Origin of the sequence: Streptomyces sp. NPDC002573, assembly GCF_042889625.1 — a bacterium.
GTDB lineage: Bacteria > Actinomycetota > Actinomycetes > Streptomycetales > Streptomycetaceae > Streptomyces > Streptomyces gibsoniae.
In genome coordinates this window covers 19,298-33,026 of the sequence record NZ_JBIARC010000027.1, presented here as the reverse complement: position 1 = coordinate 33,026, position 13,729 = coordinate 19,298, and the positions used below count along the sequence as shown (strand labels likewise).

General features: G+C 71.3%; 14 protein-coding genes. 11 read left to right on the top strand and 3 right to left on the bottom strand.

Annotated features, from left to right (window positions below):
- Positions 1-62 precede the first annotated feature (62 nt).
- Together ACFYX0_RS24530 and ACFYX0_RS24525 are read left to right on the top strand one after the other, a co-directional pair.
- Positions 63-677 (top strand): DUF1326 domain-containing protein, encoded by a 615-nt coding sequence (locus ACFYX0_RS24530; protein WP_388973114.1) that lies wholly within the window; start codon positions 63-65, stop codon positions 675-677.
- Positions 674-1,435: a DUF2182 domain-containing protein gene (locus ACFYX0_RS24525; RefSeq protein ID WP_388973112.1), complete on the top strand. Its 762-nt coding sequence runs from the start codon at positions 674-676 to the stop codon at positions 1,433-1,435. The genes ACFYX0_RS24530 and ACFYX0_RS24525 overlap by 4 nt, the downstream gene beginning before the upstream one ends.
- Before the next feature lie 27 nt (positions 1,436-1,462).
- Here ACFYX0_RS24525 and ACFYX0_RS24520 read toward each other — a convergent pair whose 3' ends face one another.
- Positions 1,463-1,714, bottom strand: a complete 252-nt coding sequence (locus tag ACFYX0_RS24520) for an SCO4226 family nickel-binding protein (protein ID WP_311694483.1) — start codon at positions 1,712-1,714, stop codon at positions 1,463-1,465.
- A 502-nt stretch (positions 1,715-2,216) separates the two neighbouring features.
- On the bottom strand, positions 2,217-2,906 hold the full coding sequence (gene phoU, locus ACFYX0_RS24515; protein WP_311694485.1) for a phosphate signaling complex protein PhoU: 690 nt from the start codon (positions 2,904-2,906) through the stop codon (positions 2,217-2,219).
- A gap of 241 nt (positions 2,907-3,147) precedes the next feature.
- On the opposite strand from phoU, the gene ACFYX0_RS24510 reads away from it, so the two are divergent.
- Positions 3,148-4,416: an ATP-binding protein gene (locus ACFYX0_RS24510; RefSeq protein WP_355921848.1), complete on the top strand. Its 1,269-nt coding sequence runs from the start codon at positions 3,148-3,150 to the stop codon at positions 4,414-4,416.
- Positions 4,413-5,093 (top strand): response regulator transcription factor, encoded by a 681-nt coding sequence (locus ACFYX0_RS24505; protein ID WP_009340348.1) that lies wholly within the window; start codon positions 4,413-4,415, stop codon positions 5,091-5,093. The genes ACFYX0_RS24510 and ACFYX0_RS24505 overlap by 4 nt, the downstream gene beginning before the upstream one ends.
- 122 nt (positions 5,094-5,215) lie before the next feature.
- On the opposite strand, the gene ACFYX0_RS24500 is transcribed toward ACFYX0_RS24505, so the two are convergent.
- Positions 5,216-5,896, bottom strand: a complete 681-nt coding sequence (locus tag ACFYX0_RS24500) for a DUF461 domain-containing protein (RefSeq protein ID WP_388973111.1) — start codon at positions 5,894-5,896, stop codon at positions 5,216-5,218.
- A 712-nt stretch (positions 5,897-6,608) separates the two neighbouring features.
- Here ACFYX0_RS24500 and ACFYX0_RS24495 point away from each other — a divergent pair.
- The 7 genes from ACFYX0_RS24495 (at position 6,609) to ACFYX0_RS24465 (ending at position 13,635) form a co-directional block, all read left to right on the top strand.
- A complete protein-coding gene (locus tag ACFYX0_RS24495; RefSeq protein WP_003953493.1) occupies positions 6,609-7,091 on the top strand; it encodes a CarD family transcriptional regulator in 483 nt (160 codons plus the stop codon).
- Positions 7,092-7,515: 424 nt separating this feature from the next.
- Positions 7,516-8,286 (top strand): 2-C-methyl-D-erythritol 4-phosphate cytidylyltransferase, encoded by a 771-nt coding sequence (gene ispD / locus ACFYX0_RS24490; RefSeq protein ID WP_355921853.1) that lies wholly within the window; start codon positions 7,516-7,518, stop codon positions 8,284-8,286.
- A complete protein-coding gene (ispF, locus tag ACFYX0_RS24485) occupies positions 8,276-8,770 on the top strand; it encodes a 2-C-methyl-D-erythritol 2,4-cyclodiphosphate synthase (RefSeq protein ID WP_355921856.1) in 495 nt (164 codons plus the stop codon). Before ispD ends, ispF begins: the two co-directional genes overlap by 11 nt.
- Before the next feature lie 53 nt (positions 8,771-8,823).
- The gene (locus ACFYX0_RS24480) at positions 8,824-9,231 is read left to right on the top strand and encodes a PPOX class F420-dependent oxidoreductase (protein ID WP_388973109.1); all 408 of its coding nucleotides are present in this window, start codon (positions 8,824-8,826) and stop codon (positions 9,229-9,231) included.
- Between the two features lie 85 nt (positions 9,232-9,316).
- Positions 9,317-10,717, top strand: a complete 1,401-nt coding sequence (cysS, locus tag ACFYX0_RS24475; RefSeq protein ID WP_388973107.1) for a cysteine--tRNA ligase — start codon at positions 9,317-9,319, stop codon at positions 10,715-10,717.
- Between the two features lie 98 nt (positions 10,718-10,815).
- Positions 10,816-11,754: a 23S rRNA (guanosine(2251)-2'-O)-methyltransferase RlmB gene (rlmB, locus tag ACFYX0_RS24470; RefSeq protein ID WP_388973105.1), complete on the top strand. Its 939-nt coding sequence runs from the start codon at positions 10,816-10,818 to the stop codon at positions 11,752-11,754.
- A 168-nt stretch (positions 11,755-11,922) separates the two neighbouring features.
- Positions 11,923-13,635 carry a DoxX family membrane protein gene (locus tag ACFYX0_RS24465; protein WP_388973234.1) on the top strand — a complete coding sequence of 571 codons (1,713 nt, stop codon included), beginning with the start codon at positions 11,923-11,925 and terminating at the stop codon, positions 13,633-13,635.
- Positions 13,636-13,729 lie beyond the last annotated feature (94 nt).

Genomic DNA, 13,729 nt, shown 5'->3' with positions numbered 1-13,729 from the left:
GCCTGGGAAGGGTCCCCGGGCCTCGGAGGCGCACAGGTCCGGGACGTACATCGGGACGAGTCATGGCCTGGAATCTGAGCGGCACCTATCTGGAGAGCTGCAACTGCGACGTCGTGTGTCCCTGCACCACCTCCGGCCTCACCGCCCCCGCCGACCAGGAGCGCTGCCGGCTGACGCTGGCGTTCCATGTGGAACGGGGAGAGGTCGACGGCGTGGACGTGTCGGACCGGACCGTCGTCGTCTTCGCCGACACACCCCGTGTGATGGCCGACGGCGGCTGGCAGGTGGCGCTGTACGTGGACGGTTCGGCCGACGACAGCCAGGCGGACGCCTTGGGAAGGGTGTTCTCCGGGCAGGCGGGCGGGCCGATGGCGGCGCTCGCCCCGTTGATCGGCGAGGTCCTCGGCGTCGAACGCGTCCCCATCGGCTACCGCGACGACGGCCGGCGGCACGCCGTGCGGGTGGCGGACGCCATCGACATCGAGATCGAGGACCAGGTGGCCCCGCAGTTCGGCGCGGACGGACCGGTGATGCGACTGACGGGGATGTTCCACCCGGCGAACAGCACCCTGACCGTCGCCCGCTCCACCCGGGCGAGGGGCCGTGACGTGCACGGCCGCTCATGGGACTTCACCGGCCGCAACGGACACGCGGCGCCCTTCTCGTGGTCGGCGTGACCAGGACGGCGGTCACCGTCCGCCGTCCGGCCGGCCCCACCGGGCTGGTGCTGTGCGCGGCGGCCGCCGCCTGGGTCTGGCTGCTGCTGCGCCGGGGCGACATGGGAACCCGCTCGACGACCGGCGGCCTGCTCGTCTTCGTGGGCGTCTGGACGGTGATGATGGCCGCGATGATGCTGCCCGCGACGGCGCTCGTCGCCGCGTTGTACGCCCGGACGGTCACCGCTCACCGGACACCGCGCATGGCCGCGTTCACCCTCGGCTATGTGCTGGTGTGGGCCGCGGCGGGGCTGCCCGCCTACGCCCTGGCGGTGGGCGCGGACCGGGTCGCGACCGCACATGTCACGACGGGGACGGCGGTGGCCTCCGCCGTCTTCGCGGTCAACGGTCTCTACCAGCTCGGCAACCTCAAGGACCGCTGCCTCGCCAAGTGCCGGTCCCCGATCGGCCTGATGCTGCGCTACGCGTCGTACCGCGGACCCTCCCGCCATCTGCGGGCCGGCGTGCACCACGGCGCGTACTGCCTGGGGTGCTGCTGGTCCCTGATGCTGCTGTTGGCGGCGTTCGGGGTGATGAACCTCTGGGCCATGGCGGGCCTGGCCGCCGTCGTCGCCGCGGAGAAGCGGCTGCCGGGCGGCTTTCTGGTGGCGCGTGTCGTGGGCGTCGTCTCGCTCGCCCTCGCGGTCGCCGTCTTCTGGGCACCCGCGCTGGCCCCCGGTCTCACCGGCGGCGGCATGGGCGGAATGCCTGCGTCGTGACGTCCCGGCCGGTCGGCGGCCGGCCGGTCACCAGATGGACAGCGGCACCGCGTGGATCTCGTCGGGTGCGTGGCCCGCGCGTTCGTGGACGCGGCGGACCGCTTCGGCCGAGGGTGCCTCCGAGAGGCAGTACACCGTGCCCGACTCCGGGTCCGCCCAGGCCCGCTCGAAGTGCACGCCCTCCTCCTTCTCCACGGCGAGATCGGCCCGGTGGACCCGCTTCAGCTGCTCGTCCGTGATGCCCTGCATGTCGTGGTGCACGTCCATGAACTGCGTCATGGCCCGCACCTCCTTCCGGGTGCGCCCGCATGCTCCCCATCTCCATGCTGCGCTCCCGCGATCCCGGCTGCCACGAAAGGCACGGCGGCAGACGCGCGGGCATGAAGGCATGCAGGTGAGGGGCCCCGCGCAGGCCGGGCCCCTCACCTCGTGCTCAGTGATCGATGGTGGTCGTACCGGTCGAGATCGTGCGTGCCCTACGGCGTCAGCCGCACTGGCAGGGTGCACCCGACTGGCATCCGCATCCGCAGCCGGAGCCGCAGCCGCACGCGCCGACCAGAGGCAGGCTCGTGATCTCGACGGGCTGCTGGGTCTCGCGCTCCTGCGTGGGGTCGGGCGTGCTGGGGGCCTCGGCCATGGGTCTCTCCTCGAAGTCTGACGAGACTGTGCCTGTACCCATTGCATGCCCGCCGGAGCGGGCGCATCAACGGCGCACGGAGGCTCGACCGCTGTCGGCCGGGCTCCTTCGACCCCGGCTCGAGCCCTTCCGCCCCGGCAGCGGTCAGGCGCCTTCCACGCGCGTCACCGGCGGGATGTCCTGCTGGAGATCGTCGGCGTGCTCACCCGTGACCAGGTACACCACGCGCTTCGCGACCGCGACCGCGTGGTCGGCGTAGCGCTCGTAGTAGCGACCGAGCAGGGTGACGTCCACGGCGGTCTCTATGCCGTGCTTCCAGCGGTCGTCGATCAGGTGCTGGAAGAGCGTGCGGTGCAGGAGGTCCATCTCGTCGTCGTCCTGCTCCAGCTGCATCGCCAGGTCGATGTCCTTCGTGACGATGACCTCCGCGGCCTTCGCCATCAGGCGCTGCGCGAGCTGGCCCATCTCCAGGATCGTGGCGTGCAGGTCCTGCGGGACGGCGCGCTCCGGGAAGCGCAGCCGGGCCAGCTTCGCGACGTGCTGGGCGAGGTCGCCCGAGCGCTCCAGGTCGGCGCTCATCCGCAGCGACGTGACGACGATGCGCAGGTCCGTCGCCACCGGCTGCTGGCGGGCGAGGAGGGCTATCGCGCGCGCCTCCAGGTCGTGCTGAAGATCGTCGACCTTCTTGTCGCCCTCGATCACGGTCTCCGCCAGCTTGAGGTCGGAGTCGAGGATCGCCGTCGTGGCGCGTCCGATCGCCGACCCGACGAGCCGGGCCATCTCGACCAGACCCTCGCCGATCGAGTCAAGTTCCTCATGGTACGCGTCCCGCATCAGGGTTCCCTCTCTTACGTCTGTTCCGGGGGCCGGGGGCCGGAGCTTGTCGTCACCATGGCGAACACGGTGGTCACGGCGCCCTACGGTCCCCACGCTCCCACGTTCCGGGCCGTACGCGACCGTTTCCGGCATCTGAAATGAATCAATACTGGCTCCAAGGTGAACTCTGGGCGACGAGTGTTCGAGGTCGCACTCGCATGGCTGTGGGTAAGTGTCAGGACGTGCCTAACCTGGGTGCATGGACGTGAACGCGGCGGTCGCCGCAGCGGCAGCGATCGCCGGAGTGCTCACCGGTGTCATCGCCATGCTGGCGTTCCGCTGGAGCGAGCGCGACCAGAAGCGCCCCACCCGCACCTCCCTGCACACGGACCCCGTGCTTCCGCCGGGCGTGGACACGGTGCTGTCCGTGCTGCGGTCCTCGGCCGTCGTGCTCGACGAGTCCGACGCCGTCGTCAAGGCAAGCTCCGCCGCCTATGCCCTGGGCCTGGTGCGCGGGGGCAAACTCGCGGTCGAGCCGATGCTCCAGATGGCACGCGACACCCGCCGGGACGGCGAGATACGACAGGTCGAGCTGGACCTGCCGCGCCGCGGCACCGGGCGCGGAGAAGCCCTCGCAGTCTCCGCGCGTGTGGCCCCGCTCGGCTCCCGGCTGGTGCTGCTGCTCGTCGAGGACCTCACCGAGGCCCGGCGGATAGAGGCGGTGCGCCGTGACTTCGTGGCGAACGTCAGCCATGAGCTGAAGACGCCGGTGGGCGCCCTGTCGCTGCTCTCCGAGGCCGTGATGGACGCCTCCGACGACCCCGAGGCCGTGGAGCGCTTCGCCGGCCGTATGCAGATCGAGGCCACCCGGCTGACCAACCTGGTGCAGGAGCTCATCGACCTGTCCCGGGTGCAGAACGACGATCCGCTGGAGGACGCCGAGCCCGTGCGGGTCGACGAACTCGTCGCCGAGGCCATCGACCGCTGCCGCCACCAGGCCGGCACCAAGCAGATCACGATGGCCGCCGGAGGCACCGCCGATCTGCATGTCTGGGGCAACCGCGGCCAGCTGGCCGCCGCCCTCGGCAACCTCGTGGAGAACGCCGTCAACTACTCGCCCGCCCGTACCCGCGTCGGCATCGCCGCCCGCAGGGTGCCGGCGACCGGCGGGGACATGATCGAACTTGCCGTGACCGACCAGGGCATCGGCATCTCCGACAAGGACAAGGAGCGCATCTTCGAGCGCTTCTACCGCGTCGACCCGGCCCGCTCCCGTGCCACGGGCGGTACGGGCCTGGGTCTCGCGATCGTCAAGCATGTGGCCGCCTCGCACGGCGGGGAGGTCACGGTGTGGAGCTCGGAGGGACAGGGCTCCACGTTCACCCTGCGGCTGCCGGAGCCGGGTGCCTCCCGTGACCGTGCGACCGACCATCCGTCCGACCTCGAAGACGAGGACGGCCGGCCCGACGGGACGACCACCGTCTCTTCCCCGTATGAACCGCTTCCCGCCCCGGAGGTCCTTCCGTGACCCGAGTGCTCGTCGTCGAGGACGAGGAGTCCTTCAGCGACGCCCTGTCCTACATGCTCCGCAAGGAGGGCTTCGAGGTCGCCATCGCGACCACCGGGCCCGACGGTCTCGACGAGTTCGAGCGCAATGGCGCCGATCTCGTCCTGCTCGACCTGATGCTGCCCGGTCTGCCGGGCACCGAGGTCTGCCGCCAGCTGCGCGGCCGGTCCAACGTCCCGGTGATCATGGTGACCGCCAAGGACAGCGAGATCGACAAGGTGGTCGGGCTGGAGATAGGGGCCGACGACTACGTCACCAAGCCGTTCTCCTCGCGCGAGCTGGTCGCCCGGATCCGGGCCGTCCTGCGCCGCCGCGGTGAGCCGGAGGAGGTGACCCCCGCCGCCCTGGAGGCCGGACCGGTCCGCATGGACGTCGACCGGCACGTGGTGACGGTCTCCGGCTCGAAGGTCGACCTGCCGCTGAAGGAGTTCGACCTCCTGGAGATGCTGCTGCGCAACGCGGGCCGTGTGCTGACCCGTATGCAGCTCATCGACCGGGTCTGGGGCGCCGACTACGTCGGTGACACCAAGACCCTGGACGTCCACGTCAAGCGCCTGCGCGCCAAGATCGAGCCGGACCCGGGCGCCCCGCGCTACCTGGTCACGGTCCGCGGTCTCGGCTACAAGTTCGAGCCGTAAACCGGCCCACCGCCCGCGGTCCTCATGACCGCGTGTGCGTACGACGAAGGGCGGCACCCCGGTGGGGTGCCGCCCTTCGCGTGTACGACCCTACGGGCGGGGCCGCGGCCCCGCCCCCGGTGTCACTGGCTGGCGGTCGCCGTCGCGCTCGCGGACGCGTCGTGTCCGGGCTTGCCGGACTCCTTGTGCCCGGGCTTGCCGGTCGAGCCCGCGGCGGGCGAGCCCGTGGCCGGCTTCGAGGGCTTGGCGCCCGTGGTCACCGTCGGCGAGGCGGTGGTGGTCGGCGTGGGGATGTTGCTCGGTCCCCACTTGGTGAAGTAGCTCTCGGCAGGCACCACGAACGCCCCCAGGCTCACGTCGCCGGTCTGGCTGAAGCTGAACGTGATCTTCTGTGCGTTGCCGTTCTTGACGGAGGCGCCCACGCTGTCCAGGACGGCGGAGGCGTTGCCCTTGCCGCCGATGACGAGGGAGCCGCCGGCCGGGACGGTCAGCTTGCCCGAGCCCTTGGCGGGGGAGAGGGTGGCGGTGCCGTCCCCGTCCACGCTGACCGAGTCCAGCGTCTGGTCGGTGCGGCCGGAGTTGAAGACGGTCGCCGAGATCACCGCGGGGCCGGTGGCCTTCGGGTCGGGCTGGGTGATGACGAGAGCGTTCTGGACCTTGATGGCGCCGACGCTGGTCGCGGCGTTGTCCGGCTTGATCTCGAGCGTCTGGCTGTCGTTGCCGGCGCCGCATGCGGCGAGCGAGGCGATCGAGAACGCGATGGCGGCGGCGGCGAGGGCGCCGCGTCGAAGGCTGCTGCTCACGGCGGCGGCAACTCCTTGAACGTGGGCGGAGCAGGGCGACCCCCTGATAAAGCCGCCCTAAGTGTTTGTCAGCGGCCTTAGGTTACCGAGCCGTTCCCCGGCCACCGCACCCGACCCTCCCCAAGGGCCCCGAGTTCGTCCCGGAAGGGGGTCCGGCGCGGGTCCCCCGGGATACGGCGCGGGGTTGCCGGGGGAGAGGGCGCGCGCTCCGCGGGGTCGTCCACCGGGTCCACCCCGACCACTCCGACCTCATCGTTCGCAGCTGCCCCATCAGCCACTTTGACCTCGGCTTGGCCTTCCATTCACATAACCGGCTCGGTTCTGTTCGGATTTCCGGCAAGTAATGCGCGACCGGTGCCGAAAATCGATCACACGGACAAACGGTTCGGGATCGGCGTCTGTCTTGATCAATTCCTGATTCGGCCCGGACGCGACGCCGGGCACCGAACGGAGTAGCGTAAGTCGAGCGCTTGGGGCCGGACAAAAGGGGATGATCAGGCGTCGTCTGGTGGCCTCCGAAGCGTGTAACGTACGGGTTTCTCTGCGCCCGCAGAGCCGGTCCGACCTGCGAATACCCTCTTCCGCTCTGCCCTCGAAGCACGTTCCTGTCGCGGTTGTCAAGCCCCGAGATATGCCCTGACCTGCGAAAACGCCATTCAGAAGACGCGGTTTCCGTGTTACCCTGGATAGCCACGGAAGGGGTACCTGTCACATGACGTTCAAGGTTGGCGACACCGTGGTCTATCCCCATCACGGGGCCGCGCTGATCGAGGCCATCGAAACTCGCCAGATCAAAGGCGTGGACAAGACCTACTTGGTGCTGAAGGTCGCCCAGGGCGACCTGACGGTGCGTGTGCCAGCGGACAATGCGGAGTTCGTCGGCGTGCGTGATGTGGTCGGTCAGGACGGGCTGGACCGGGTCTTCGAGGTGCTGCGCGCGCCGTACGCCGAGGAGCCCACGAACTGGTCGCGTCGCTACAAGGCAAATCTGGAGAAGCTCGCCTCCGGCGATGTCATCAAGGTCGCGGAAGTCGTCCGTGACCTGTGGCGTCGCGAGCGCGAGCGCGGACTGTCCGCTGGTGAGAAGCGGATGCTCGCCAAGGCTCGGCAGATCCTGGTGAGCGAGCTGGCCCTCGCGGAGAATACGAACGAGGACAAGGCCGAGGCGCTGCTCGACGAGGTCCTCGCGTCCTGACGCCCTTCCGCTCCGCCCGGTTCCCCCGAGGGGCCCCGCCCGGCCTCCGGAGGTGCCTGGCGGTCGGACCGGTGCACAGCACCCATGTACATGCCGCGGTGCCCGATGACGCAGTAGCTGTCGCCGGGCGCTGCGGCATGTTCGTACCCACAGGCACACTCCCTACAGGCACGCGTCGTCCCTACAGGCACACGCATATGTGGGACCTTGCCGAGGTCTGGAGCCCTGCCCGGATGTCCGGCGCCGGGGGGAAACCCCGATACTTGGCGTGCCGGGCCCGGGCAGCTGGCTCGACCGGATGTCACGGAAGGGTCCGGTCGAGGCTCGCGCCCGGCACTCCCCCAAGCTCTCTGCTGCGTTCGAGCAGGGGGCACCCCCAGGGCCATACCCATCCCGGCCGAGCACACAAACCTGACAGGAACCGATGTCTGACGATTCGCGCCCTTCACCCGCCGGAGTCCCGTCCCAGGCGGCGACCCGTATCGCCGCGGTGATTCCGGCCGCCGGCCGGGGAGTTCGCCTCGGTCCCGGTGCCCCCAAGGCGCTTCGCACACTCAACGGCACCCCCATGCTCATCCACGCGGTACGCGCGATGGCCGCGTCCCGCGCCGTCTCCCTGGTGATCGTCGTGGCCCCGCCGGACGGCGCCGCCGAGGTCAAGTCGCTCCTGGACGCGCATGCGCTGCCCGAGCGCACGGACTTCATGGTCGTGCCCGGCGGGGACACCCGTCAGGAGTCCGTGAAGCTGGGCCTCGACGCGCTGCCCCCGGAGTACGGGATCGTCCTCGTCCATGACGCGGCCCGCCCGCTCGTCCCGGTGGACACGGTGGACGCGGTCATCGACGCGGTACGGGAGGGCGCGCCCGCCGTGGTGCCGGCGCTGCCGCTCGCCGACACCGTCAAGGAGGTCGAGCCCGCCGCGACGCCCGGCGAGCCGGAACCGGTGGTCGCCACCCCGGAGCGGGCCCGGCTGCGCGCGGTGCAGACCCCGCAGGGCTTCGACCGCGCCACGCTGGTCCACGCGCACGAGACGGTGACGGACAACGTCACGGACGACGCGAGCATGGTCGAGCAACTGGGCCTCGGAGTCGTCGTGGTGCCCGGCCACGAGGAGGCCTTCAAGGTGACGCGGCCCCTGGACCTGGTGCTGGCGGAGGCGGTCCTGGCCCGCAGGAGGCTGAACGATGGCTTCTGAGGCACCGCTGCTGCCGCAGGTGGGCATCGGCACCGACATCCACGCCTTCGAGGAAGGGCGGGAGCTGTGGTGCGCGGGCCTGAAGTGGGACGGCGAGGGGCCCGGACTCGCGGGCCACTCGGACGCCGACGTGGTCGCGCACGCCGCGTGCAACGCGCTGTTCTCGGCCGCCGGGCTCGGTGACCTGGGGCAGCACTTCGGCACGGGCCGCCCCGAGTGGTCCGGCGCCTCGGGCGTCACGCTGCTGACCGAGGCGGCGCGGATCGTCCGCTCGGCCGGGTTCCGGATCGGGAACATCGCGGTGCAGGTCGTCGGACCCCGTCCGAAGATCGGCAAGCGCCGCGACGAGGCGCAGAAGATCCTCTCGGAGGCGGCGGGCGCCCCCGTGTCGGTCTCGGGCGCGACGACGGACGGCCTCGGTTTCCCGGGGCGCGGCGAAGGGCTGATGGCCGTCGCCACGGCGCTCGTGGCGCGGGTGGACTGAGAGCGCGGGGGTACCCGAGGGGCACCAGTGACCGAGGTCCCCGGAGGTACCCCATGGCAACCGCCGCTCTGTCCGACCGGCTCAAGGTCCTGCTCGACCGCCCCGTCTTCGTGGTCCTGGGCACGATCCAGCCCGACGGGAGCCCGCAGCTGTCCCCGGTGTGGGTCACGCGGGACGGTGACCAGCTCCTGGTCTCCACCACCGTGGACCGGCGCAAGAAGCAGAACCTGGACCGCGACTCCCGGGTGAGCGTCGTGGTCCAGGACCCCGATTCGCCGTACGAGTACGCCGAGATCAGGGGGACCGCGGAGCTCACGTCGGAGGGCGCCCCGGAACTCATCGACGAGCTGTCGCTGAAGTACACCGGGAAGAAGTACGCGGAGTTCAACCCGGACTCGGTGCGGGACGCCGAGCGGGTGGTGGTGCGGATCGTCCCGCGCAGGGTGGCCGGGGGCCTGTGAGGGCGGATCCCCGGGCGCCCCTGACGTTGGTCACGAAGGCGGCAAAGGGCGTGAGGCACTCCCCACGGCCCACTACTCTGGACACGTGACTATTCGCCTGTACGACACCAGCGCCCGGCAGATCCGTGACTTCACCCCGCTCCAGCCGGGTTGTGTCTCGATCTACCTGTGTGGTGCCACCGTGCAGGCGCCGCCGCACATCGGGCACATCCGCTCCGGCCTGAACTTCGACATCATGCGCCGCTGGTTCGAGTACCGCGGCTTCGACGTGACGTTCGTCCGCAACGTCACGGACATCGACGACAAGATCATCAAGAAGGCGTCCGAGCAGAACCGTCCGTGGTGGGCAATCGGCTACGAGAACGAGCGCGCCTTCAACGACGGCTACCGCGCCCTCGGTTGCCTGCCGCCCACCTACGAGCCCCGCGCCACCGGCCATGTGCCCGAGATGATCGAGATGATGCGCGGGCTCATCGAGCGCGGACACGCCTACGAGGCCGACGGCAACGTCTACTTCGACGTGCGCTCCCTGCGCGGCTATCTGTCGCTGTCCAGGCAGGAGCTCGACGATCTGCGCCAGCCCTCCGAGGAGGGCGAGACCGGCAAGCGCGACGCGCGTGACTTCGCCATGTGGAAGGCCGTGAAGCCGGGCGAGCCCAACTGGGAGACGCCCTGGGGACGCGGCCGCCCGGGCTGGCACCTGGAGTGCTCGGCGATGGCGCACAAGTACCTCGGGTCGGTCTTCGACATCCACGGCGGCGGCATCGACCTGATCTTCCCGCACCATGAGAACGAGATCGCCCAGGCCAAGGGCTACGGCGACGAGTTCGCCCGGTACTGGCTGCACAACGCCTGGGTCACCATGAGCGGCGAGAAGATGTCGAAGTCCCTCGGCAACTCGGTGCTGGTCTCCGAGATGGTCAAGCGCTGGCGCCCCATCGTGCTGCGCTACTACCTGGGCACCCCGCACTACCGCTCGATGATCGAGTACAGCGAGGACGCCCTGCTGGAGGCCGAGTCCGCGTTCGCCCGCATCGAGGGCTTCATGCAGCGCGTCGTGGAGAAGGCCGGCGGTGCCGTCGAGCCCGCCGACGAGGTGCCGCCCGCCTTCGCCGAGGCGATGGACGACGACCTGGGCGTGCCGCAGGCGCTGGCCGTCGTGCACACCACCGTCCGGCAGGGCAACAGCGCGCTGGCCGCCGACGACAAGGAGGCCGCCGTGGCCCGGCTCGCCGAGGTGCGGGCCATGCTCGGCGTCCTCGGCCTCGACCCGCTCGACGCGCAGTGGGCCGGGGAGGGCGACCGCGGCGAGGATCTGCACGGGGTCGTCGACAGCCTCGTGGGTCTGGTGCTCCAGCAGCGCGAGGCCGCCCGGGCCCGCAAGGACTGGGCCACCGCGGACGCCATCCGCGACCAGCTGAACCAGTCCGGACTCGTGATCGAGGACAGCCCCCAGGGCCCGCGCTGGACACTCGGCTCGCGCTGATCGCGTCCCGGCGACTCGTTGATCGATTGTGCCGCCCGGCCCTCCGGGCGGCACACTGCATAGACGTACGTACGAAGGCTTCAACAGACAGGTAGGTCATGGCCGCGAACAACCGCCGCATGTCCGGCAAGAAGGGCGCGCAGGTCGGCAGCGGCGGCAAGCGGCGCCGCGGCCTGGAGGGCAAGGGTCCGACCCCGCCCGCCGAGATGCGCAAGGGACACGCCAAGCAGCGTGCCGCCCAGGCGAAGGCGCGCCGCGTCCAGGGACGCCCGCAGCGTCGTACGGGCGGAAAGTCGTCGTCCGAGCTGGTCGTCGGGCGCAACCCGGTCGTCGAGGCGCTCCGCGAGGGCGTGCCCGCGTCCACGCTGTACGTCCAGCAGTTCATCGACAGCGACGAGCGGGTGCGCGAGGCGCTCCAGCTCGCGGCGGAGCGCGGCGGGATCAACCTCATGGAGGCCCCGCGTCCCGAGCTCGACCGCATGACGAACGGCCTCAACCACCAGGGGCTGGTCCTTCAGGTCCCGCCGTACGAGTACGCGCACCCCGAGGACCTCGTCGAGGCCGCGTTCGACGAGGGCGAGGACCCGCTGATCGTCGCCCTCGACGGGGTGACCGACCCGCGGAACCTGGGCGCGGTCGTGCGGTCCGTGTCGGCCTTCGGCGGGCACGGCGTCGTCGTGCCCGAGCGGCGTGCCGCCGGGATGACCGCCGGTGCGTGGAAGACGTCCGCCGGTACGGCCGCCCGTACGCCCGTCGCGCGCGCCACCAATCTGACGCGCGCCCTGGAGGCGTACAAGAAGGCGGGCATCACCGTCGTCGGCCTCGCCGCGGACGGGGAGGCCGAGCTCGGCGACCTGGACGCCCTTCAGGGGCCGGTCGCGATCGTGGTCGGCAGCGAGGGCAAGGGCCTGTCCCGGCTGGTCGGCGAGACCTGCGACTACCGGGTGCGGATCCCGATGCCGGGCGGCGCCGAGTCGCTCAACGCGGGTGTGGCCGCGGGGATCGTGCTGTACGAGGCGGCCCGCAGGCGCGCCTGAGGCCGACGGGTGCCGGGCCTGAACAGACCGCTCTGACAGGCCCGGGCGACCGTTCGGGTACTCACCCGTACGGGGGAAACCGGTCGTACGGGACAAGCTTGACGGGGTCCGGACAGATCCACGCGGTCAAAGCAGTGTCCTAACCACACGTCACTCGGTTAGATGAGTGTGGACACCAGAACACGCCGCACACCCACGGGGGAGCGGTCGTCGGGATTCGACGACGCCCCCGCGCTGAGCATGGTGAAGGTGCCGAGCGACCCGGCGCAGGTCGTCGTCAATCATGCGAGCTTCCGCGTGAAGTTGGGCGCGTCGACACGGCGCGCCCCGTCCCCGCACGCGGCGCGGCAGCTGAGCGGCCCCCAGGACGCCGATGCCGTGGGCCGCCGTCGTCCCGTGGTGTGGACCGGAAGGTCCGCGCCCGACGACACCGGCGCCCACCGGCTGCTGCAGGCTGTACGGAGCCAGAGCATCGGCCACGGTGAGGAAGCGGCCGGCGACGGGGGCGCGACCCAGCTCATGTCCCGCCTCGGCATGCGGGACCTGCCCGGCCACGGCTACGACTCCGGCGCGACCCGGCTGCTGCCGCACATGCGCAACCCGGGCAGCACCTACGACGAACCGGCCTACACGCAACCGCTCTACGACGAACCGGCCTACACTCAACCGCTCTACGGCGGACCGGCCTACGCCGACTCGCCCTACGCGGACCCGCCCTACGGCGACCCGGCCTACGGCCTGCCGGATCACGACGAACAGCCCTACGGCGGCCCCCTGTTCAGGGACGAGGTCCAGTCCGCGGTCCCGGGACCCCGGGGCAGGCGGCGCGGGGGCACACCGGCCGCGTCCGCCGCCGCGGCGGGGGTGCGGCACGCCTACTATCCGGGCCGCCGGATGAACCTCGGCGTGGTGCTGCTGCCGCTGCGTATCTTCCTGGGCTCCATCTCCGCCTACGCCGGCATGGGCAAGCTCTGCGACCCCGTCTACTTCGACGGCGGCAAACGGGGCTCCATGGTCACCTGGCTCAGCACGCTCCACCCCTGGCAAGTCGCCGAGCCGATGCGCCAGTTCGCGCTCCAGCACCCCGTAGGGACCGGGCTCGTCGTCGCCTTCCTCCAGGTGATCGCGGGCGTGCTCACGGTCCTCGGCCTGTGGCAGCGGGTCGCGGCCGCGGTCGGCGCGCTGTTGTCCGCGGCGCTCATCGTCACCGTGAGCTGGCGGACGGCGCCCGCGTACGACGCGCCCGACATCATCTACCTCGCGGCCTGGTCGCCGCTGGTCATCGCCGGGGCGCCGGTGTACTCCGTGGACGGCCGGCTCGCGGGCGCCGCCTGGCGCAGGCTCGGTCCGCGGGCGGACATCTGGGAGCTGCGGCGCTATGTGCTGCGCCGGGGCGCGCTGCTGACCGCGCTCGTGACCGGGGTGACGCTGCTCGTCGGGTCGCTGCTCGGCGGGGCGGTCCGGGACACGCACCGCGTGGTCGTCCCCGGCCCCGGGGAGGCGCCGCGCAACGAGCTGCCGGGCTCGCCGCTGCCCGGGACGCCGGGCTGGCGGCAGCACTCCTCCAGCCCCTCGGCCTCGCGGCCCTCGGCGACGCGAGGGTCCAACTCGTCGTCGCCGTCGAGCGAGGTCACCACGCCGGGGACGGCCGGGGCGACCGGCTCCGTCACCGGCAGTCGGCCGAGCCAGACCCAGGGCACCGCGGGCCAGGCCCCGCCGCAGCACTCGGCACCGGTGCGGCAGGCCCCCAGCACCAGCGCCGGACCGTCCTCCTCGGGCGGCAGCGGCACGGGCGGCCCGACGGGCGGTGCGAGCGGCAGCAGCGGCGGCGGAAGCGGCTCCGGAGGCTCGGACCACCTGGTGGGCGGCCTCCTGGGCTGACCCCGACCGGTCCTCGCGAAGACAGACGAAGACAACAGGTGAAGACAGACAGGGCCCCGCACATGGGAGGTGCGGGGCCCTTCTCATGTCCCGG